Source organism: Syntrophobotulus glycolicus DSM 8271 (assembly GCF_000190635.1).
GTDB classification, from domain to species: domain Bacteria; phylum Bacillota; class Desulfitobacteriia; order Desulfitobacteriales; family Syntrophobotulaceae; genus Syntrophobotulus; species Syntrophobotulus glycolicus.
The window spans coordinates 1,613,097-1,636,111 of sequence record NC_015172.1; the positions used below are offsets into that span (position 1 = coordinate 1,613,097).

The 23,015-nt window shown below is 38.8% G+C and carries 18 protein-coding genes; 17 read left to right on the forward strand and 1 reads right to left on the reverse strand.

The window, feature by feature from the left end:
* Nucleotides 1-36 precede the first annotated feature (36 nt).
* The 5 genes from SGLY_RS07920 to SGLY_RS07940 all read left to right on the forward strand — a co-directional run bounded on the left by SGLY_RS07920 (nucleotide 37) and on the right by SGLY_RS07940 (nucleotide 5,745).
* Complete coding sequence (locus SGLY_RS07920; RefSeq protein WP_013624758.1) at nucleotides 37-606, forward strand: LemA family protein; 570 nt, start codon at nucleotides 37-39, stop codon at nucleotides 604-606.
* Nucleotides 607-632: 26 nt separating this feature from the next.
* Nucleotides 633-1,403 (forward strand): TPM domain-containing protein, encoded by a 771-nt coding sequence (locus tag SGLY_RS07925; RefSeq protein WP_013624759.1) that lies wholly within the window; start codon nucleotides 633-635, stop codon nucleotides 1,401-1,403.
* 96 nt (nucleotides 1,404-1,499) lie between these two features.
* Nucleotides 1,500-1,778: a DUF896 domain-containing protein gene (locus tag SGLY_RS17555; protein WP_013624760.1), complete on the forward strand. Its 279-nt coding sequence runs from the start codon at nucleotides 1,500-1,502 to the stop codon at nucleotides 1,776-1,778.
* A gap of 130 nt (nucleotides 1,779-1,908) precedes the next feature.
* Complete coding sequence (locus SGLY_RS07935; protein ID WP_013624761.1) at nucleotides 1,909-3,117, forward strand: NADP-dependent isocitrate dehydrogenase; 1,209 nt, start codon at nucleotides 1,909-1,911, stop codon at nucleotides 3,115-3,117.
* Nucleotides 3,118-3,354: 237 nt separating this feature from the next.
* Nucleotides 3,355-5,745 (forward strand): cell wall-binding repeat-containing protein, encoded by a 2,391-nt coding sequence (locus SGLY_RS07940; protein WP_013624762.1) that lies wholly within the window; start codon nucleotides 3,355-3,357, stop codon nucleotides 5,743-5,745.
* A gap of 64 nt (nucleotides 5,746-5,809) precedes the next feature.
* Here SGLY_RS07940 and SGLY_RS07945 read toward each other — a convergent pair whose 3' ends face one another.
* Complete coding sequence (locus SGLY_RS07945) at nucleotides 5,810-7,684, reverse strand: YgiQ family radical SAM protein (RefSeq protein ID WP_013624763.1); 1,875 nt, start codon at nucleotides 7,682-7,684, stop codon at nucleotides 5,810-5,812.
* 442 nt (nucleotides 7,685-8,126) lie between these two features.
* Here SGLY_RS07945 and SGLY_RS07950 point away from each other — a divergent pair, with 442 nt between their 5' ends.
* The 12 genes from SGLY_RS07950 to SGLY_RS08005 all read left to right on the forward strand — a co-directional run bounded on the left by SGLY_RS07950 (nucleotide 8,127) and on the right by SGLY_RS08005 (nucleotide 22,978).
* Nucleotides 8,127-9,518, forward strand: a complete 1,392-nt coding sequence (locus SGLY_RS07950; protein WP_013624764.1) for a sugar transferase — start codon at nucleotides 8,127-8,129, stop codon at nucleotides 9,516-9,518.
* Nucleotides 9,519-9,627: 109 nt separating this feature from the next.
* Nucleotides 9,628-12,690 carry a fucose pyrophosphorylase domain-containing protein gene (locus SGLY_RS07955; RefSeq protein WP_013624765.1) on the forward strand — a complete coding sequence of 1,021 codons (3,063 nt, stop codon included), beginning with the start codon at nucleotides 9,628-9,630 and terminating at the stop codon, nucleotides 12,688-12,690.
* A gap of 1 nt (nucleotide 12,691) precedes the next feature.
* Entirely contained in the window at nucleotides 12,692-13,654 is a 963-nt protein-coding gene (locus SGLY_RS07960) for a KpsF/GutQ family sugar-phosphate isomerase (protein ID WP_013624766.1), read from the forward strand.
* 18 nt (nucleotides 13,655-13,672) lie between these two features.
* Nucleotides 13,673-14,491 carry a Cof-type HAD-IIB family hydrolase gene (locus SGLY_RS07965; RefSeq protein ID WP_013624767.1) on the forward strand — a complete coding sequence of 273 codons (819 nt, stop codon included), beginning with the start codon at nucleotides 13,673-13,675 and terminating at the stop codon, nucleotides 14,489-14,491.
* Between the two features lie 13 nt (nucleotides 14,492-14,504).
* Nucleotides 14,505-14,939, forward strand: coding sequence for an RbsD/FucU family protein (locus SGLY_RS07970; RefSeq protein ID WP_013624768.1), 435 nt, complete (start codon nucleotides 14,505-14,507; stop codon nucleotides 14,937-14,939).
* Between the two features lie 55 nt (nucleotides 14,940-14,994).
* Nucleotides 14,995-16,248: a glycosyltransferase family 4 protein gene (locus tag SGLY_RS07975; RefSeq protein ID WP_013624769.1), complete on the forward strand. Its 1,254-nt coding sequence runs from the start codon at nucleotides 14,995-14,997 to the stop codon at nucleotides 16,246-16,248.
* A 43-nt stretch (nucleotides 16,249-16,291) separates the two neighbouring features.
* Nucleotides 16,292-17,155: a glycosyltransferase family 2 protein gene (locus tag SGLY_RS07980; protein ID WP_013624770.1), complete on the forward strand. Its 864-nt coding sequence runs from the start codon at nucleotides 16,292-16,294 to the stop codon at nucleotides 17,153-17,155.
* A 45-nt stretch (nucleotides 17,156-17,200) separates the two neighbouring features.
* A complete protein-coding gene (locus SGLY_RS07985; protein WP_013624771.1) occupies nucleotides 17,201-18,304 on the forward strand; it encodes a glycosyltransferase family 4 protein in 1,104 nt (367 codons plus the stop codon).
* A 6-nt stretch (nucleotides 18,305-18,310) separates the two neighbouring features.
* Complete coding sequence (locus SGLY_RS07990; protein ID WP_013624772.1) at nucleotides 18,311-19,207, forward strand: glycosyltransferase family 2 protein; 897 nt, start codon at nucleotides 18,311-18,313, stop codon at nucleotides 19,205-19,207.
* A 43-nt stretch (nucleotides 19,208-19,250) separates the two neighbouring features.
* Nucleotides 19,251-20,360 carry an EpsG family protein gene (locus SGLY_RS07995; protein ID WP_013624773.1) on the forward strand — a complete coding sequence of 370 codons (1,110 nt, stop codon included), beginning with the start codon at nucleotides 19,251-19,253 and terminating at the stop codon, nucleotides 20,358-20,360.
* A gap of 38 nt (nucleotides 20,361-20,398) precedes the next feature.
* Entirely contained in the window at nucleotides 20,399-21,856 is a 1,458-nt protein-coding gene (locus SGLY_RS08000) for a lipopolysaccharide biosynthesis protein (RefSeq protein ID WP_013624774.1), read from the forward strand.
* 51 nt (nucleotides 21,857-21,907) lie between these two features.
* Complete coding sequence (locus SGLY_RS08005; protein WP_013624775.1) at nucleotides 21,908-22,978, forward strand: polysaccharide pyruvyl transferase family protein; 1,071 nt, start codon at nucleotides 21,908-21,910, stop codon at nucleotides 22,976-22,978.
* The last annotated feature ends 37 nt before the right edge of the window (nucleotides 22,979-23,015 follow it).

Here is a 23,015-nt window from a genome sequence, read left to right on the forward strand (position 1 = left end):
AAGATGAAGCAAAAGGGAAAAACAGGAGGGTTAATGATGAAGAAGTGGTTAATTGCGGCAGGTATTGTTGTAGTTTTGGTTATGCTGCTTGTTTCCGGGTATAATAATCTTGTAAAAATGTCGGAAAGTGTTGACGGCAGTTGGGCTCAGGTTGAAAATCAGCTGCAGCGCCGGCTTGATCTGATTCCTAATTTGGTCGAAACAGTCAAGGGATATGCCGCTCAGGAGCAGGAAGTCTTTGGTCAGGTTTCCGATGCCCGGGCCAAACTGGCGGGAACGGTACAGGGAAATGCTACGGCAAGTGAGACAGCACAGGCTGATCAGGCCTTAACAAGCGCGGTCGGAAGATTATTGGCAATAGCTGAGAACTATCCTCAGTTAAAATCGGACGCCAACTTCCGTGCCCTTCAGGATGAGCTTGCCGGGACAGAAAACCGTATTGCTACAGTCAGGATGGATTATAATAATGCGGTTCAGGCTTATAATGCAAAAATAAAAACTTTCCCTACCCTGATTTATGCCAACATTTTTGGTTTTGACGAAAGAGATTATTTTAAAGCTGATGAAGGTGCAGCCAATGTTCCGAACGTTGATTTTTCGAAATAGGTAGAGAATGAAGGGAATGGGACTACATGAAGAGAATATCCCTTCTTGCCTTGTCTGTACTGTTTTCTATTCTGATTGTTTCGTCTTCAGGGCTGGCGGCAATATCCATTCCCCAGCCCGGCAGTCAGTTTTATGTTTTGGATCAGGCCAATGTTCTTGATCAGAGCACGGAACAAACGATTATCCAGACATCTGCCGCCTTGCAGCAGAAAACGAAAGCGCAGGTCGTCGTGCTCACCGTCAGCAGTCTGAATGGGGCTTCTCTGGAAGATTATGCATTGGCGGTCTTAAGGGGATGGGGCATCGGGGACCAGAAGCTGAATAACGGTCTGTTGATTCTTGTGTCTCCACAGGATAAATTGTCAAGGATAGAAGTGGGTTATGGACTGGAAGGGGCTTTGCCTGATGCGAAGACCGGACAAATCCAGGACAATTATATGATTCCCTATTTTAAAAACAATGACTATAACCAGGGAATCTTAAATGGGTACAGCGCAGTCCTGCAGGAGGTCGCCAAGGAATATCAGGTTGCGATCGATATTCAGGACCCGCAGGCTCTGCCTGTTTCTACTACAGATGAAAATGCCGGTCAAATGCCTCTTTGGGCGATCATTCTGATCCTTATTCTGCTTATTCCGCTTTTCTACCTGGATCACCGTTATCTGAACGGGTTTATCTTTGGAATGATCCTGGGAATGCTGTTCCGAAGAGGCGGCGGAGGCGGCTTCGGCGGAGGTGGTGGATTTGGCGGAGGCGGCGGGTCCGGGGGCGGCGGAGGCAGCTCCAGAGGCTGGTAGGCAGGGCCAAGAAGGAAATACACGAGTAAAGAAGAACTATATTAGTAAAATGATATGGTTCTTTTTTCATTGAACTATGGTGATAAGGGGGCTTTGATGATGACTCATGAAGAGAGAATGCAAAGGATTAACGAGTTATACAGGAAATCTCAGGCTGAAGGCCTGACAGAAGAGGAAAAGCTGGAACAGCAGCAGCTTCGCCAGGAATATTTGGGCGTATTCCGGGAAAATTTCCGGAAACAATTGGAATCGATAGAAATTGTTGATGTTGACGGTGAAGGCAGGATTATCCACACAGGGCATTCGGACTGTGGATGTTCTGCTTGCACAAGTAAACGGCTGGTCAGGAAAAAAGACGGCAATAACCGGAGCTGACCTTTCCTTATACTGTATACTTGCTTAATCTTGTTAAATCGGAATCTTATCTATAGTATAATATTCCTGACGCTGATGTTGGCTGCTGGAGGAGAAGCTTTTATTGATACATATCTTTAAGGAGGAAAAAATGGCAAAGATTCAAATGAATGTTCCGCTCGTAGAGATGGATGGAGATGAGATGACCAGAATCATCTGGAAGTCTATTAAAGAAATCCTGCTGGTGCCCTATATTGACCTGAAAACAGAGTATTTTGACCTGGGGCTGCCCAAAAGGGATGAAACCGATGATCAAATTACAGTTGATGCGGCCCTGGCCACGAAAAAATATGGCGTGGCAGTCAAATGCGCAACCATAACTCCCAATGGGCAGAGAATGAAGGAGTATGACCTTAAGCAGATGTGGAAAAGTCCCAATGGAACAATCAGGGCTATTTTAGACGGCACTGTATTTCGTTCTCCCATCATTGTCAACGGAATCCACCCTTTAGTATCCAATTGGAAAAGACCAATTACGATCGCCAGGCATGCCTACGGGGATATTTACAGAAATGTCGAGTACCGGGTGGAAGAAGCGGGAAAAGCAGAACTTGTGTTCACCAATCAAAAAGGGGAAGAATCCCGCCAAACCATCTTTGAGTTTAAGGACAAAGGTGTTCTGATGGGAATGCATAATTTAGACCAGTCGATTGCCAGCTTTGCCCGCGCTTGTTTTAATTATGCTTTGGACATCAAACAGGATCTTTGGTTTTCCACCAAAGACACCATTTCGAAACAATATGATCACACATTTAAGGATATTTTCCAGGAGATTTTCGAGAAGGAGTACCAGGATAAATTTAAAGCGGCCAATATTGAATATTTCTATACCCTGATTGATGATGCCGTTGCCCGCATAATGCGGTCGGAAGGCGGTTATTTATGGGCTTGCAAGAACTACGACGGAGATGTCATGTCCGATATGGTGGCGACAGCTTTTGGCAGCCTGGCTATGATGACTTCCGTTTTGGTTTCTCCGGAAGGCAATTACGAATTTGAAGCAGCCCACGGTACGGTTACACAGCATTATTACAGGCACTTAAAAGGGGAAGAAACATCCACCAATTCGATGGCTACGATTTTTGCCTGGACAGGGGCTTTAAGAAAACGCGGAGAACTGGACGGGCTGGCAGACCTGGTTTTATTTGCCGATAAGCTGGAAAGTGCTTCTCTGAAGACGATTGAAGCCGGCCTGATGACAAAAGACCTTTCTTTGATTTCTGAGCTTCCGAACAAAAAAACGGTCAATACTGAACAATTTTTAATTGAAGTCAGAAAGACCTTTGACAGCATAAAATAAGAAGGATATTTCTTCATAGAGTTTTAAACACAAGGCTTGTCTGCTATGATGCGAATGCTTTTTAGCAGACAGGAGCCAGAGCGTAACCGGCCGGGAGGCCGGTTATTGTTTATTTTTGAAATGTAGTTTTTGCATTTTTTATTGGAAAAAGAAGGGAAGGGGTTTTGGAAGTCGAATAATATACCAGAGAAGAGAAATGAAGAGAATTCTGTAAAGAGAAAAGAGGGGATTGAAAGAATGAAAAAAGCAGAACTGAGACCAGTTTGTCTGGTGCTCACCTTGGTGATGTCATTATTGCTGTTTCCAAATACTGTTGTGGCGGCTGTTCCGTCAGCACCAGAGAAGCTTAAAGCGACTACGGTCAGTTCCAGTCAGATAAAACTAGAATGGGATCCTGTCGATGACGCAACCGGCTACTATGTTTATATGGCGACATCATTAGACGGTTCTTATAAAAAACAAGCCACAGTAACGACAACATCCTATAAAAATAAAACAAAAGAATTGGCTCCATCCACTGCCTATTACTTTAAAATTAAGGCATACAACAGCAGCGGATCAAGCGAGTATTCCAGGGAAACGTCAGCGAAAACGGCAGCGCCGACGGAAGAACCGGGGACGCCGGGTGATTTTTCAGCAGCGGCTACCGGTCCCGCTGAAATCGAGCTCACCTGGGATGCCGCCAGGGATGCGACAGAATATTACATTTACCGGTCGACATCTTCAGATAGCTCCTATACTCAAATCGCAAAAGTGAAAGAAACGTATTATACAAATTCCGGTCTGATCGCAGACAGGACCTATTATTACAAAATCAGGGCATATAATAAAATTGGTCTGGGCAACTTCTCCAGGATGGACAGTGCGACGACCTTTGAGGAAGCGAGTACGCTTGACGCCCCTTCAGAGCTCACGGCAACCGCGCAAGGTTCGGGTAAAATATACCTGACCTGGGATTCGGTTTTAGATGCCGCGTCATATTATGTTTACAGATCCACTTCATACAATGGCACCTATACCAAAATAGGTACGGCCACGACAGAGTCTTATTCGGATACCGGTCTTATGGATAAGACGACCTATTATTATAAAGTGAGAGCTCATCACAGTGAAGAGACAAGTGAGGAGTCTTCCGTGGCCTATGTGACGACGGGGACAGCCGGTTCCATATCAGGAAGCACAGTGCGTTTAGCCGGTCAAAACAGATATGGGACTTCGGCGGCGGTCGCTAAATCCGGATGGTCGTCCTCTTATTATGCAGTGGTCGTCAGTGGGGAAGATTTCCCCGATGCTTTGTGCAGCGCTCCTCTCGCCCAAACCTACAATGCTCCTGTTTTATTGACCTCAAAGTACAAATTGGACGACCAAACCAAAAATCAATTGTCCGGGCTTCAGGTTAAACAGGTATTTATTGTCGGGGGAACCGGAGTGATCGCTTCCAACGTGGAACTGGCAATTAAAGGGATGGGGATTGCCGTTGTCAGGATCGCCGGGAATGACCGTTATGAGACATCTGTTCTGGTGGCCAGGGCTCTTCTCAGTCAGACGGATAAGGCGGTGATTACCAACGGGGACAATTTTTCTGACGCTTTGTCGATTTCTTCGATCGCGGCCATCAAAGGGTATCCTATCCTCCTCACGGCCAGAGATTATACTCCGCCTGCTCTAAAACAATACTTAAAGGACAATATTAGCAGTACCTATGTTATCGGGGGTTCCGCGGCGGTAAGCAATACCGTTTACAATTCGCTTCCTGCACCGGCCCGGATCAGCGGAACCGACAGGTATGAAACCAACTTGAATATCCTGAAAACCTTTGACAGTGATTTTGATTTTGCAACCTGCTACCTTTCTACCGGTGTCAATTATCCGGATGCCTTGTCAGGTTCGGCTTTGGCGGCCAAAAATAAAGCTCCGATTATCCTGACAAAAAATTCCCTGAACCAGTCCGCCAAAAGTTATTTAGAAGGGAAAAACATTGAAAAAATCGTAGGCTTGGGCGGGAGCGGAGTGATTTCGGACAATTTTCTCAAAAGCCTGGCCAGTATGGTATCAAGCTCTCCTGAAACTCCCGCTGCCCCTGACCGTGTTGTCCCCTCTGTCCCCGCCAATTTCACCGTAAAGGCTTCCAGTTCCAGTGAAATAGACTTGGACTGGGATTCAGTCAGTCATGCTGTGGCCTACGATGTTTACAGAGCAAAGTCATCAAGCGGGAATTATTCCAAGATTGGGACAGTAACCTCTTCCAGTTACACGGACCACGGTTTAAAAGAGGATACCACTTATTATTACAAGGTTCAGGCCCGCAACAGTTACGGGACAAGCGCATATTCCGCCAAAGACCACGCAACAACCAAAATCGTGCTCGATGCTCCTGATGATCTGGAAGCAACCGCTGTGGACTCAGATGAGATAGAGCTGACCTGGGATGAAGTAAGCGGAGCCACAGCATATTATGTTTATCGGTCCGTAGCGGGGGGAGCTTATACCAAGATCGCGACGGTAAGAACTGAATATTATTCCAATACCGGCCTTTCCTCGGGGAAAACCTATTCCTATCGGGTGAGAGCTTACAGGGGCGGCGAGCTAAGCTCCTATTCTTCAACTGTTTCCGCCACCACAGACTGAGACTGGGGTGGGGGACAAAAGGACTGATCTTCCTAAAAAGACAGCGGGGTAAGGCGTAATGTGCCTAACCCCGCTGCTTTTGCTTCTTTCTGTGATTGGTCGGATGGCTTTGAGGTTTTTTATTCTCTGCAGCCTTTCTTCTTGGTCTGATCAGGCATTTTGGCCCAAAACCGATCAGGTCGGATCTGCCGGCTTGAAACAAGGCTGAATAAACCAAATGATAATTTTTGGGATCCCGATATTGCAAAAGGGCCCTTTGCATCGCTTTTTCAGTCTTTTTTTTAGGGATATAGACTGTTTCTTCCGTCAGAGGATCAATTCCGGTATAGTACATGGTGGTGGACAGGGTTCCGGGTGTGGGGTAAAAATCCTGGACTTGTTCGGGCTGATAATGAATATCTCTTAAGTATTCCGCCAGTTCTATGGCTGTCGCTAAGGTGCTTCCGGGATGGCTGGACATAAAGTAAGGAACGAGAAACTGATTTTTCCCTAAGGTTTCATTCAAGTGCATATACGTTTTCCTGAACTGGTCAAATGTTTTTCCCGCGGGCTTTCTCATGTACTTTAATACTTCCGCGGAAACGTGCTCCGGCGCTACCTTAAGCTGGCCGCTGATATGATGCTTCACCAGCTCTTTAAGAAATTTGCCGTTCTTCTCCGCCATAATGTAATCATACCTTAAGCCTGAACGGACAAAGACTTTTTTGACTTTGGACAGATTTCTTAATTGCTGTAAAAGGTTTAAATAGTCGGAGTGGTCAACATCAAGGTTTTTACAGAGGGAAGGAGATAAACAATTTTTGCTTTGACAAACCCCTTCTGAAAGCTGTTTTCGACAGGCGGGCTGCCGGAAATTGGCCGTGGGTCCTCCGACATCATGGATATACCCTTTGAAATCTTCCAGGCTTGTCATCTTCACCGCTTCATTGATAATAGATTGGGAACTCCTGCTCTGAACGATTCTGCCCTGATGAAAAGCGATTGAACAAAAGGCGCAATTGCCGAAACACCCTCTTGAGCTGACAATACTGAATCTGACCTCTTCCAGGGCCGGGACTCCCCCTTGTTTTTCGTAGATGGGATGACTGTTTCTGGTGTAAGGCAGGGAATAGACCTGATCCAATTCTGACCGGTTAAGAGGGATCTGAGGCCTGTTTTGAACGAGGTATTTGTTGGCGTGCCGCTGAACAAGGACTTTGCCTTTAAGCGGATCCTGCTCCCGGTACTGAAGCTTAAACGCTTCCGCATAGGCTTCTTTTTCATCCGAGACTTTTTTAAAAGACGGGATTTCCCGATATTGACCAAGGGAAGCCAGGTCTTTTTCTTCAACAATAAAGCAGGTCCCTGAAACATGGCGGATATATTGAACCTCATAGCCGTCATTTAAGCAGCGGGCGATTTCAACGATTTGTTTTTCCCCCATCCCATAGACCAGTAAGTCAGCGCCGCTGTCAATCAGGATAGACCTGCGGACGGTATCATTCCAATAATCATAATGGGCAAATCTTCTTAAACTTGCTTCTACTCCGCCGATGATCACAGGGATATTTTTGTAGGCTTCCCGAATTCTGTTGCAATAGACGATTGTCGCCCGGTCAGGTCGTAATCCCGTTTTTCCGCCCGGGGAATAATAATCTTTTTCTCTCGGTTTCTTATTGACTGTATAATGATTGACCAGAGAATCCATATTCCCGGCGGTGACCAAAAAACCCAGTCTCGGCTGACCCAGCCGCCTGAAGTCATGGGCGCTTTTCCAGTCCGGCTGGGCGATGATGCCCACTTTGAAGCCTTCATTTTCCAATACCCTGGAAATTACTGCCGTGCAGAAACTATGGTGATCAACATAGGCATCGCCACTGACTAAAATAAAATCAGGCTGATTCCAGCCTCTGGCGGTCATCTCTTCGATACTGACAGGTAAAAATGGATTGTCGATCATCGTCACTTTCTCAAACCTGACCTTCTTTACGAATAAATTAAGGAATAAATCAAGCGACTATCTTAAGATAATCGCTTTCAAGCCCCAAAATACCCAAAATATTTTGCTTACATTATACCGACTGGAGAGGATAAAGTAAAGCTGAGATTCCAGATTTTTTCAATTAAAAGCAATCAAGATAGAATGTAAATCAGCACAAAAAATGTGTATAATGGTGTATATATATTTTTAAGATTGAGTTCATCGCAGTCCCAACTTGTTAAAAATTACTCAAATTTAAATATTTGTTAATCATGGAGGATTTTTTGTTTTTTCAGAGAATAAGATAAAACATTATTTAGCTATTTTTGCTGAAAAAGTAAGTTATAACTATGATTTGGTAATGTTTTGTAATGAAAAAATAGATGAAATTTCTATGAACTAAATAATAAAGGGTGAAAACATGGACAAAAGAAACAGGTTTGCCTATGCCAATATCGTACAGCTCCCCATTGATATCTTTTTTTTAATTTTGACTTACAGTCTATCCTACATGATCGCTTTGAATTTTAGCTCGCTTCGAAGTCTCTATGATTATTTGTGGATTTTAATTATATTTGTTCCGTTATGGATTGCGGCAATGAATTTTCGGGGCATGTATAACAATACGACTTTTTTCTATCTTGACCGGATATTCCGCAATGTTTTTTGGGCTACTTTTTTTGCGGGATTGCTTGTTCTCTCTCTCTTTTTCTTTATCAAGGAGACAAATACGAGCCGGCTGTTTATCAGTATATTTTTAACGCTGTGCCTGGTGATGATGTTTCTGGAACGCTGGGCGTTCAGGCTGATCAGCCGCTATTGGAATCCGTCGATGGATAAGAATAGAATTATTTTAGTATGCTCGGATGAAACTTATCATGTGTTTACCCATTACCTGCAAAAAACAAATATCCATTACAATATCATTGGGATTATCCCGATCGGAGAGCAGTCTATCGGGGAGGAATTGTGCCTGGGGCAGCTGGATAATCTGGAAAATATCCTGAAAGAACAAGTTGTCGATCAGGTAATTTTTGCTTTTCCCAAAGGCTATACCGGTGAAATAGAGAAGCATATGAACTTGTGTCTGCAAATGGGTCTGACCGTCCAGAATGTGATGAATTATAACCCTGGCTTAGCCCGTGTCTATGTTTCCATGCTCGGACCGATCCCGATGCTGACCTATCACACGGTCTCGCTTAACCCTCTCCGCAAGGTAATGAAACGGACCATCGATATTACCGGGGCCCTGGTCGGCATTATCCTGACTTTAATTTGTGCCGTTTTTATTGTGCCGGCTATTAAGCTTGATTCCCCCGGGCCGATCCTGTTCAAACAAAAAAGAGTCGGCCGGTATGGGCGGATTTTTAATTGTTATAAATTCAGGACCATGTGTATCGATGCCGAGGAAAAAAAGAAAAAACTTGAAGCATTAAATGAATACAAAGACGGTACGTTTTTTAAGATTAAAGACGATCCCAGAATTACCAAGATTGGAGATTTTTTGCGCAAGACCAGTCTGGATGAGCTGCCCCAGTTTTTCAATGTGCTAAAAGGAGAGATGAGCCTGGTAGGAACCCGCCCGCCAACCCTGGATGAGGTGGCCAATTATGATATTGAACACTGGCGCCGGATCAGTATTAAGCCGGGTATTACGGGTTTCTGGCAGATCAATGGGCGAAGCAGCATTAAGGATTTTGACCAGATCGTCGCCCTGGATACCCAGTACATTGACAAGTGGTCAATCTGGCTGGATATTTCTATTCTTTATAAGACGGTATGGCTGGTCGTGAAGAAGGAATCGGCGTACTGAAGGATCATGCAATGAAATCCGTTATAGGCACCAAAGCAACGGAATTGTCATGTTGGATACCCAGTAATATCTAGTAGGATGATATCATTAATTGGCTGGAGGATAGTATATGAATGAAAATGAAATATCTCAAACTTTTTTATCGCAAACCTATCAAGATGCCTGGAGTGATTACATCTATTCAGTAAGCACTGAAAAAGCGGATAGTTGGGATTGGATTATTATTACTGCATCTAATGACCGTCAGGCCGAAGCTTACCAAATAGAAATTGATAAGAGAAAGATTGAAGGAAGCCTGCCTTTAAAAACAAAATTCGCAATAATAGCCGATCCTGAAGGTAAGCGAGTCGGTTCCGGCGGAGCGACCTTGAATGCATTAAAATACATAAACGAAAAGAAGCAAGGGAACCAGAACATTAAAGAGATGAAAATTGCTATTTTACATTCAGGGGGGGATAGTAAACGTGTCCCGCAGTATTCAGCCTGCGGCAAATTGTTTTCTCCTGTCCCAAGGCTTCTGCCTAATGGTAAGCGTTCAGCAATTTTCGATGAGCTGATCATATCTTTATCGGGTATTCCGGGACGGATGAATAGCGGTCTCTTAGTAATTCCGGGAGATACGGTCATTGTTTTTAATCCGCTTCAGTTAGATTTAAAATCGGCAGACTCTGCTGCATTATCCATTAAGACGAGTGTAACAGAAGGAAAAGACCACGGAGTATTTATTAATGGCGAAAATAATCTTGTATCTGAGTTTCTCCATAAACAGCCTGAGTCTGTATTAAAGGCAAAAGGAGCAGTAAATGGAGAAAATCAAGTTGATGTTGATACAGGGTTCATCTGGTTCGGTGGTAATATCATGCAAGAGTTGTTGAACCTTATAAGTACTGATGGGAAAATTGACGAAGAAAAATGCAATAGATTTATCAATGATACGGTTAGTTTGAATTTTTATGCGGATTTTGTTTTTCCTCTGGCCCAAAATTGTACTTTGGAAGAGTATCAGAGAGAAGCACCGGAGGGTGCTTTTTCGATGGAATTGACCGATTGCAGGAATGATATCTGGAAGTGCTTATATGGCTTTTCTATGAAACTGGTTAGGATGACTCCAGCGCGTTATATTCATTTCGGAACCACAAATGAACTTTTTGATTTAATGGTTAAAGATATCATAAAGTATCATTACTTAGGATGGGATAAAATAGTTCTTTGTAATCTTGAAGATAAACATAAAGGATCAGTTAGTAATTGTTTGATTATGCCAAAAGCGAAAATTAACAGCCAAAGTTATTTAGAGGACAGTATTATTGGGGCTGAAGTGACAATTGGCAAAAATTCAATTATTTCAGGTATAGAATTAATAGATGAAAAAGTTCCTGACGAAGTTGTGCTCCATTGTCTTCAATTAAAAGACGGAAAATATGTTTGCAGGATTTATGGAATCAATGATAATCCAAAGAGTTCAGCAGATGGACGTTTTCTAAACACGACATTGCGCAAAATCTTGGACAAATATAGGCTGAAGAATCTTGATGTCTGGGATGAAACTCCGCCATCCTTATGGAATGCAAAATTGTATCCTATATGTGGAACAATGGCTGAAGCAATTCAATATGCCTTTTTAATCTATAGGATATCCGCTGAAACTGCAAGAGATTATGAAGTCATAGAATGGATAAAAACGGATCGTACAAGTTTAAAATCCAGTTTCAATTCAGCGGATACAAAAGCAACATTAGAATGGCGGAAGCAAATTGAGATTGCAATCCGCGTTTATAAATGTATTTTTTTACTGGAGCAAAACGAAGAAATGGCTGAAGCACTTCTAGTTCTGGACAAAGGAGAGAATCTTGAAAAAGAGGCTTTGGCATTATTAGAAAAGTCTAGAAATTCCTCATACCAGCTAAAAATGCGTATTTATTTGGCATTATCCGCCCTATGTAATGAGAGCAGGACAAATTTACTTGGACTTAAGGCAGAAGAATATGAGGATAAAGCATACCAGGCGATTAGAGATAGTGTTATTGGTGCTGCTATGGATAAGCATCCGTTTGATCCAAGTAAGGCTACTTTTATAACGGATAAAGTTGAAGTTGAATTGCCTATACGAGTGAATTTCTGCGGCAGTCCTTCAGATGCAGCGCCGTATTGTCTTGAACATGGGGGCACAATGCTTGATGCCGCCCTGTTGTTGAAAGGAAAGAACCCGATTCGTGTTATTGTTAAAAGATTGTCTGAAAAAGTTGTCACCTTTGAAAGCATAGATTTGAAAATAAGTAGAACATATACTGATATTGATGAAATCAGAAATAACGGTAATCCATTTGATACGTTTGCTCTTCATAAAGCCGTTTTAGTGGCAACAGGACTTATTCCTTTGGATAGTGAAAAATTCTCTTTGTTAAATATTTTGGATAGAATTGGCGGAGGGTTATGTTTATCGACATCTGCAGAAGTGCCAATAGGTTCTGGTCTTGGTACAAGTAGTATTGTTGCTGCAGCTTGTGTAAAAGCAGTCAACCAAATCCTTAATCAAGATATCAGTGATGATTGTATTTATGCGCAAGTCTTTGCTGCTGAGCAACTGATGTCAACAGGTGGCGGTTGGCAGGATCAAGTTGGCGGCCTGACCAGAGGTATTAAGTTGATCAGGTCAAAACCTGGCATATACCAAAGCATTAAAGTCGATTACTTACACTTGGAGCCAAATATATTGCAGGAATTGCAGGATAGATTTGTATTGATCTTTTCTGGACAGAGAAGATTAGCACGTAATGTTCTGCGTGAAGAATTAAACCAATGCATAAGAAATGATAGGGTTGCTATGGCATCTTTAGAAAGAATACGGCATATTTGCGTTTTGATGAAATATGAGTTGGAACGTGGAGATGTGACAGCTTTTGCCAAATATATTTCGGAACAGTTTGAGTTAGTTAAGAAGCTGGATAAGGGTGCTTCTAATACCTGTATTGAGTTTATTTTTGATGTCTGTGCTGACTTGTTAGATGGTAAAAGCATTTGTGGAGCTGGCGGCGGCGGATTCTTACAAGTCATATTGAAAAAAGGTGTTTCAAAATCACAACTTGAAGCAAGGCTGAAGTCCGTTTTTCAAGATTGTGGTGTTGAAGTTTGGGATAGTACCTTTGTTATTGATGTTAAGGATGGAAAATAACATGAGTAAGATAGAAATAGCAAAACGTGTATTTGATGCTGAAATTAGTGCATTGCAAAAGATAGCTGACAATCTGGATGAAACTTTTGATAGAATATTGGACTTGATTCTTAACTGTCAGGGAAAAATTATTATTATTGGCATGGGGAAAAGTGGGCATGTTGGAGGAAAAATTGCAGCTACAATGTCCAGTCTTGGAGTTCCAACAATATTTGTTCATCCTGGTGAGGCTATGCATGGCGATTTAGGTATGATACAGAAGCAGGATGTGGTAATAGCAATTAGTTATAGCGGTGAGAGTGATGAAATAATAAAAATACTGCCTAATATCAGGATAATCGGTGCTCCTATTATTGGCATAACGAACAACGGTAATTCAACATTGGCTCATAATAGTGCCATTGTTCAAGTATTTGAAAACCTTAAAGAAGCTTGTCAGCTGGGGTTGGCACCTACTGCGAGTACTACAGTTGCTATGGTCTATGGGGATGCTCTGGCGATTGCAGCATCTGAGACGATCAATTTTGGTAAACAGGATTTTGCCTTGTATCATCCGGCAGGGTCATTAGGAAAAAAGTTAACCATTCGAGTTTCTGACCTTATGAAGCACCTTATGGAATCAGATACGGTTAATGAAGGCTCCTTATTGAAACAGGCAATAATTGCTTTTAGCAGAACGGGAGCAGATGTAGTGGCCGTTGTTGATAAAACAAAGAAATTAATCGGGATTATTACCAATGGGGAGATAGAACGTGCTATTAATATGGGATCCGATATATATAAAACAACAATATTTGATATGGTTAATAGATTTCCCGTGTATATAAACTCGGAGGAAATGGCTGTTGATGCCCTAAAGATTATGATGGAGAAAAACATTCATTCTATACCTGTAGTTAAAGAAGAGAGAATTGTCGGCATTATTAGTAAACAATCTATATTAGATATAGGCATATATGTTTAAGAAAGGTAAGTAGTATTGATGGATTATCGTGTTTTAGCACTAGACTTGGATGGCACTTTGACAAATTCGAAAAAGATAATTACTGAAAAAACGAAAACCGCCGTCGAGAAAGCAATAGAAAAAGGAGTCTCTATTGTTTTAGCTTCAGGAAGGCCTGTCCTTGGAATCCGAAAATTGGCAGATGAGCTTGGATTGTCGGAATTGGGAGGATATATTCTGGCTTATAACGGAGGACACATTATAGATTGTAAAACGAAAAAAGATATCGTTAGACAAACTGTTCCTAAGGAATATTTTCATGAAATCTGTGAATGTGCCCGTATTTTTGGGGTCAGCGCTTTGACCTACGATACTCATGGCGTGGTTACTGAATGTGCTGATGCTTCATATGTGATCAAAGAAGCTTACAATAATACAATTCCTATCCGTCAGGTAGAAAGTTTAGAAAGTTTTGTCGATTATGATGTCACTAAATTCATGATCGTAGGCGAAGCCAATGAGTTGAAAGCAGCATTAAAATATCTGCAAGATAAATTTGAAAAAAAACTGAGTGTTTTTCTTTCTGAGCCGTATTTTATGGAAATAGGTCCACTTGGTGTCGAAAAAGCATCAGCACTGGCTAAATTGTTAGAGCATTTGGAAACAGATAGGGAGCATCTCATGGCTTGCGGCGACGGACTGAATGATATACCAATGCTCAAATATGCAGGGTTTGCAGTTGCTATGGAAAACGCATATCCAGAAACGAAAGCAGTTGCGGATTTCATTACATTTTCAAATGAAGAAGACGGAGTTGCCTATGCAATTAATAGATTTATTTTAGGGTTAGAAGAATAAATGTGAGGTTAATATGTTAAGAGGAATATCACCATTAATATCACCTGAATTACTAAAAATATTATGCGAGATGGGTCATGGAGATGATATCCTTATTGCTGATGCCAATTTTCCGGCGGCAAGCATGGGGAGAATCGTGCTCCAGTGTCCGGGTATTGATGCGTGTAGCCTTTTGGCTGCAATATTAAAGCTGTTTCCCCTAGACCATTTAGTTGATGCTCCGATGAGGCTGATGGCGGTGGAAGAAGGAGATCAATATCTTGGAATACCTGAAATATGGAACAGGTTTCAAAAAGTGGCTGAGACATATCAGTATGGAGTAAAGATGCTGCAAATAGAACGTCAAGAATTCTATCGTCAAAGCAGACAGGCTTATGCAATCATTCAAACCGGAGAAAAAGCGTTATACGGGAATTTGTTACTCAAAAAAGGTGTAATCAGAGAATAAAAGACTGTTACAATTGTGTCTTGGATGTAATATAATTGAAGGAAAAGGAAGTAAAATGGATAATAAAGTATTAAAAAGGAAAATGCTAATCTATGCCCATTATTATTATCCGGATGTGGCCTCAACATCTCAGATGCTGACCGAATTGGCGGAAGGCATGGCTGGCATATTTGAAATAACAGTAATCTGTGTAGTGCCAAGCTATACTGGAAAAATATTGCCGGAATACAAGACAAAAAGATTTTATCACGAGAAAATTAATGACATCAATGTCGTTCAAATAAAAGTTCCGGAATTTTCAAAAGAAAGTAAAGTAAGCAGAATCAAAAATATTCTTGCTTATTTCTTCTTTGCGATTGTAGCAACATTTAAGGTGGGGAAACAGGATTATATTTTCACTTTATCTCAGCCTCCCATACTGGGTGGGTTGCTCGGAGTGATCGGGAAATGGATTAAACATGCTAAGCTGATCTATAATATCCAGGATTATAATCCTGAACAAACGATCGCAGTAAGATACAGTGAAAATAAAGCCGTCTTAAGTTTAATGATGTGGCTGGATAAGTTTTCCTGCAGAAGAACGGATAAAGTTATTGTTGTCGGCAGGGATATGTTGGAAACTTTGGTTAAGAGATTTTCCGGGAAAAAGGTGCCAAAAGCTTGCTGTATTAACAGTTGGGTAGATGAAACGGAGATTTATCCTTTGGATGATAAGCATCCCAAAATAATTAAGTTTAAAGAGGAGCATGGGCTTTCCGATAAATACGTTATCATGTATTCCGGTAATATCGGCTTGTATTATGATCTGGAAAAAATTTTTGAAATAGTAAAAGAATTTAAGAACGAACCCAATGTCGTTTTTGCTTTTGTAGGACAAGGTTCAATCAAGGAAAAACTTATTTCGTATAAAGAAAAAAATCAACTGGATAATGTCATTTTTATTCCGTATCAAGCAAAGAAAGATCTGATTTATAGTTTAAACGCAGCGGATATTCACTGGGTTATTAATGCAAAAGGTATTAAGGGGGTTTCCATGCCCAGTAAGCTTTATGGAGTAATGGCTGCGGGAAAACCGGCAATTGGTGTTTTAGAAGAGGGCACTGAGGGAAGAATACTGATCAAAGAATCCGGATGCGGGATACTGGCCGAGCCTGGCAAATATGAGGAAATCAAAGCATTGATAAGACAGTCCATAGATGAAAAGGACAGTATAAGAGCTATGGGGCCGAAAGGCAGGGATTATTATATGAAATATCTGGTTAAAGATGTTTCGATCGAAAAGTATATCAATGAAATATGGAATATCTAATTTTAGAATTATCCTACATATTATATAAGATGGAGAATATATGATGTCAGATGTAACAGCGATAATTCTTACTATGAATGAGAGTAAGAATATAGGAGATTGTATAAAATCAATTCAAAATTTTGTTTCCCGTATTGTTGTAATTGACAGCGGGAGCAGTGACAATACGGTTGAGATAGCGAAAAGTCTCGGCGCTGATGTTTATTTTCATGAGTTTGAAAATTATGCTAAACAGTTTAATTGGGGGCTGGACAATACTAATATAGCTACAAAATGGGCGCTTAGATTGGATGCTGATGAAAGGTTCACACATGAGTTGTCTGAAGAAGCCAAACAAGCTATTGCAGAGCATAATGATGATGATGTGAATGGATTTGTTTTACGGCTTAGAGTATTCTTTTTAGGAAGATGGATGAGACATGGTTCTGTTTATCCGTTTAGAAAGCTGATGTTGTTTAAATTTGGAATTGGACGAATAGAGCAAAGAAATATGGATGAGCAAACGACATTGAGTTGTGGAAAGTCTATCGAATTAAATAATGATGCACTGCATTTTGATTTTAAAAATCTTAATTACTGGATAAATAAACATAATTGGTATGCAACAAGAGAAATGCAGGACTATTTAGAAATGAAAATAAATAAAAACATACAGCAGATATCCGACGAGCATATTAAAAATCGCAGGCGGCAAAAATTGATTTATTATAAGTTTCCAATATTTATACGACCATTATTTTATTTTATTTATATTTATTTTATAAAATTGGGATTTTTAGACGGGAAAGAAGGTCTGATTTATCATTTCCTAAGAATATTTTGGTATAGGTTTTTAGTCGATGCTAAAATATATGAACATGAAAAGATAGGTGGGGAAATTGAGCGGACAGGGGCTTTACGTTCTTAGAAATATTAATAAAATATATTAATCGCCTGAAAATTTGGAGGTAGAATGAGAAAGAAAGGGTTAGTTTTTGCTGAATTTCCTTCACCATATAGAGTGAAGGTTATGGAAGAACTTGCAAAAGAATATAATTTGACTGTTTTTTTTAATAGTGAAAATGAAGAAAGGAATCCAAACTATGTAATAAAAAATTCTACAATTAATTATTATTTACTTGACAATAATAATGGAAAAAAAGAATTTATAAAATGTTGTAAAAAATTGAACTATTTTGATTTTGTTTTAAATTATAATATTGGGATATTTAATGGCGTACGGATAATGTGGGCATGTATTGTAAATAATGTTCCTTGTTTTGTAAATAGTGACGGACAGTTTATTAATAACAAGAATATATTAAAATCTTTAATCAAAAAATTTCTTATAAGTAGGGCTGCTTTATGTTTTGGCTCAGGCGAGTCTTCTAAAAGATACTTTTTGACTTATGGGGCGAAAGAAGAAAATATCAGATGCCATCATTTTACTTCACTAGAAGATGAGGACATTTTGAAGGGAATTTTATCTGAAGATGAAAAAATAAATTTAAAAAAACAAATGAATTTAATTAATAAAAAAATAGTTCTAACTGTGGGAAGATTTATACCTAGTAAAGGATTTGATGTTTTACTTGAAGCTTGGAAACATGTAAAAAGAGACTATCAGCTTCTGATAATTGGGGGAGGAAGTCTGGAACAAAGCTATATGGACTATATTAATGAGAATAAATTGGAGAATATAAAAATAATAGATTATAAACCCAAGAAGGATCTTTTTAATTATTACAAAGCTTCAGATTTATTTGTTTTGCCCACCAGATGGGATGTTTGGGGACTTGTAATTAATGAAGCAATGGCTTGTGGACTGCCTATAGTAACCACCAATATGTGTATAGCTGGGCTAGAGTTAATTGAGAATGGAGTGAATGGGTACATTATTCCGGTTGATGATCAGGAGGCTTTAGCAAATAAAATAAATATGATACTGCAAAATGGTGAGCTTGCCAAAGCGATGTCAATTAATAATGTGAATAAAATTCAAGGGTATACGATGGCAAATATGGGTAAGAAAAACATTAAAGATATCAATGATTATTTTTTGATTAATAAAGGATGATCGAATATGGTGTATATGGAAAATTTTTTATCGATTGTAATTATTACATGCAATCGGAAAAAGGAATTAGAGAAGACACTAAAATCTTGTATGTCTTTTGCAGATATGAATTGTGAAATTATTATTGTTGACAACAATTCAAATGACGGAACAAAGGAAATGGTAGAACAATTTGAAACTCCTAAGCATGTGATTATCCGGCCTTTTTTTATGCACGAGAATTTAGGGGTAGCTGGTGCTAGAAATTACGGTTTTAAGATGGCAAATAGCAAAGTCGTTTATTTTATTGATGATGATGCCTATTTTGATGAAGATAGTAAGAAATTGAGTTATGCTTATTATTATTTGCTTAATAATCACAATGTTTTTGCCATTGCAACGGAAATCAATGACCTCAAAAAAAAATGCATGCTTAAAGAACGAAGTGAGAAAGGAAACGTTCAAAAAGTATTTTCATTTATTGGAGCCAGTCATTTCATTAGAAAGGACTATGTTAAAACAAAAGATTTGTATCCTGAAAAATTATTTTATGGTTCGGAGGAGAGATACGCCTGCTTATGCGCCTATAAGGACGGTCTTGATATTGCTTATTGTGAAGAAATTAAGGTGATTCACGATCCTAGTACTTTCACTAGAGCAAGTAATTATGAAAATATCCGAAATATATATATAAATACATTCATTGTTAAAAGACTTACCTTACCAAAAAGCTTATTGCCCATTTCAACAATAATGTTTTATCTACGCTTGGTTAGATTTTGCAATTGGCGTATTGATAGGTACTTCGAATGTTATAAACTATATAAAGAAAGATATATCGACAACAAATACGGGACATATAGGTTGCCTTTTAAATCTGCATTACAGTTGATGAAAAGATTTGGGATTAAGATGGTTTTATAAATGTAGTAAAATTATGCAACCAATTGCCCTAGGGGAGATTAGAATGGAATTATCTTTATTCAGCAGTGTTTTTTTGTATGTTTCGATCGTAATTTTATCCAGTCTCCTAATACGTCTGGCCGAAAAAGAAGGGATATTCCAAAAATTATTCGTTTTTCTGGCTTTTCTAGTCGTAGCCTTGCCATCTGCCTTCAGATATGAAGTTGGTTTAGACTATACTACCTATACCACTATCTACGATATTATAGTCGGTGCTGGCAGCATTACGGACAGTGTACGTTTTTTTAATATAGAATATTCTTTTAGAGTATTATCTTTCATTTCCCATGATTTGCTAGATTCACCACAAATGATATTTTCTTTTTATGCAGTATTTACTAATTTGTTTATGGTTTTAGGAATTTATTTTTACCGTAAACAGACTCGCATGAGTACGATGATGTTTATGTATACCACTTTGTACTATTTATTGTCAATGAATATTGCCAGACAAATGCTTGCTGTCTCGATTATTTTCTTTGCCAGTAAATACATTTTAAAGAAGTCATTTATTAAATATCTAATTTTTGTTTTGCTTGCTGCTTGTTTTCATAAATCGTCAATCGTTGCCATAGTATTATATTTTATTTCAATAAAAACTGGTATAAGTAACAAGGTTGTAACTGTTTTTAAATACGTATTTCCTATTATAATTATTTTTTTTATGCATCAATTTCTCAACTTATTTGCTTCCGTAAGTTTTTTTCAAAAATATTTGATCAACTATCATGTAACATCTCAGCTAACGATAGGATTAGGCATTGTATTACAATTAGGTTTATGTTTGATATTTTATATTGTTTATAAAAAGAATTTATTAGGATCTTCTAAAGCAACTCAATATTTTATTGTCCAAACAATGATTTTTGGAACGATATTATTTTTGCTTCAATACAGAATTGATAATTTTGGTGGAAGAATGGGTCTATACTTTAACATATTTTCCATTGTGGCGCTATCACTTCTGGCAAACTCTGCCGATAGAAAAAAAACAGGATTGAAGTATGATTTTCAATTGATTCCTTATATGTATGCACTTTTGCTATTTATAATGGATTTAATCAACGATTCCCAAGGATGTTTGCCATATACGTTTTGGACAGGGTTTAATTAGCTTGTTATTTAATATTCTCAAGTGTATAGGAGAATAAATTGGAAGAAAATGATTTAGCGATAAAAGCTGGCGACGCTGCAAAATGGTCTACGATTACGGAAATCGCGGCAAAACTAATAATACCAATAACCAATATGATTCTGGCAAGGTTTTTAGCTCCAGAAGCATTCGGTGTTGTTACCACAATCACAATGATCATCAGTTTTGCCGGATTATTTTCGGATGCTGGTTTTCAAAGTTATTTGATTCAGCGTGAGTTTAAAGATGAAGAAGAAAGAAAAAAGAGTACAAATGTCGCATTTATAACCAACCTAACGATTGCGTTTGCTCTATGGGGTCTAATCGCATTATTTCGTGATCAAATTGCTCGTTCCGCTGGTAATCCTGATTTGGGCTTGGTTGTTGCGATCGCCTGCGTTCAAATACCTTTAACTTCTTTCTCAAGTATACAGACAGCATTATTTCGAAGAGAGTTTAATTTTAAATCATTATTTTTGGCTAGAATCGTTTCATCGGTAATCCCGCTTATTATCACAGTCCCTTTGGCTATGATTGGATTTCAGTATTGGTCTTTGATTATTGGTTCAACTTGTGGAATACTCGCAAACGCCATAATGTTAACAGTTAAATCCAAATGGAGACCAGAGTTATACTACAATTTTGCTTTATTAAGAGAAATGTTTTCTTTCAGTGTTTGGTCACTAATGGAAGCTATCTCAATTTGGTTTACATTATGGATTGATGCATTAATCATTGGAAACAGCTTCAGTGCATATTATCTAGGACTTTACAAAAATTCCCTTAATATGGTTAATTCATTCATGAGTCTCGTAACGGCTTCGATAATTCCTATCCTTTTCTCTGTATTATCACGTTTGCAGAACGACGATACTGAATTTCAAGCAATGTATTATAAGACTCAAAGATTTATATCTTACTTGGTTTTGCCTTTGGGATTCGGAATATTTCTTTACAGTGACTTAGTGACGAATATTATGTTTGGCAGTCAATGGATTGAGGCAAGCAATATTATCGGTATTTGGGCTTTTGTTGCAGCCTTCGGAATCATATTTTCAAATTTTAATGGTGAGGTATATAGGTCTAAAGGAAAACCACGTCTTTCTTTCATTTATCAGATAATACATTTGACGTTTCTTATCCCTACCTGCTTAATAAGTATGAAGTTTGGATTTTGGTCTCTAGTATACGCCAGATCACTGATAAGATTTCAGGGAACAATTGTAGGTTTTATATTTATGCGTGCTTTTATGGGGTTTTCCCTAAAGGACATGTTGAGTAATGTTGCAAAGCCTCTTTGCAGTACATTGCTGATGAGCTTAATTGCAATCGGGTTGAAGCAAATTTCCTCAGCAGTTATTTGGAGCTTTATTTCAATTCTAATATGCGCATTTATGTATGTAAGCTTCATCATTTTAATTGACCGAGGTCAAATTTCGGAAATAATAAAGTTATTTAGGGATAAAACCAAAAGATAGCCTCTATTTTTATTACTCTAAAGGTACTTTGATTAAAGGAGCACTAAAACGATGAAAATCGGGATTATGTCAATGCAACGGATTAAGAATTATGGTTCATTTCTACAAGCATTCGGGTTAAAAATGACTCTCGAAAATTTAGGACATGAAGTAATATTTGTAGATTATAAGATTGAAAAACCAATTGTTTCATATAAAGAGAAAGGTATTATTTATAGAATTGTCAGAAAAGCATATCGCATAATAAATAAGATTATATTAAGGAAGGAAACATTGTCCAGTCTTTTCGATAAAAAATATTTTTCTATGCTTGGTCTAAGCAAGCATAGAATATATAGGACAAAAGTTGATGTCTTAGTAATAGGTAGCGATGAGGTATTCAATTGTTTACAGACAAATCCTGATGTAGGGTATTCGAAGGAACTGTTTGGCAAAGATAATAACGCAGGAAAAGTAATAAGTTATGCAGCTAGTTTTGGACATACAACCATAAAGGGACTCGGAAAATATGGAATAGACTCAGAAATCAGTCAAATGCTTACTTCATTTTCCAGAATTTCTGTGAGAGATAATAATTCTTATGAGATAGTCAAAAATCTTACAGGTAAACCGCCTGTCATAAATGTGGATCCAGTTATGATTTCTGATTTTGATAAATTGATTCCACCACAGCTCAGTTTGGACAATTACATATTGATTTATGCTTACGGAGACAGGATTAGCTCGGAAGTTGAGATAAACGCTATCAAGCGATTCGCTGAGAAATATAATAAAAAAACAGTTTCCATTGGGACACATCAGAAATGGACGGATTTAAAGCTAGAAGCTGATCCGTTTGAACTATTAGCTTATGTAAAAGGTGCTGACTATATAATAACCGATACATTTCACGGGACAATCTATTCAATAAAATATAACATACCATTTATAACGATTATTCGAGAAAGCAATAAGCAAAAGCTTAGTGATTTATTACAAAGATTTTCGGTTGATGACAGAGAACTTAAGGATATCAACGAGCTAGAGAACATTTTGCTGAATCCAATAAACTTTGATAAAGTTAATGATATTATTGGTTTGGAGACAGAAAAGTCAAAGAAATATCTAAAAGAAAATATCTGAATTTTGAAGATAATTAAAGATTGGGGATTTTAAGATT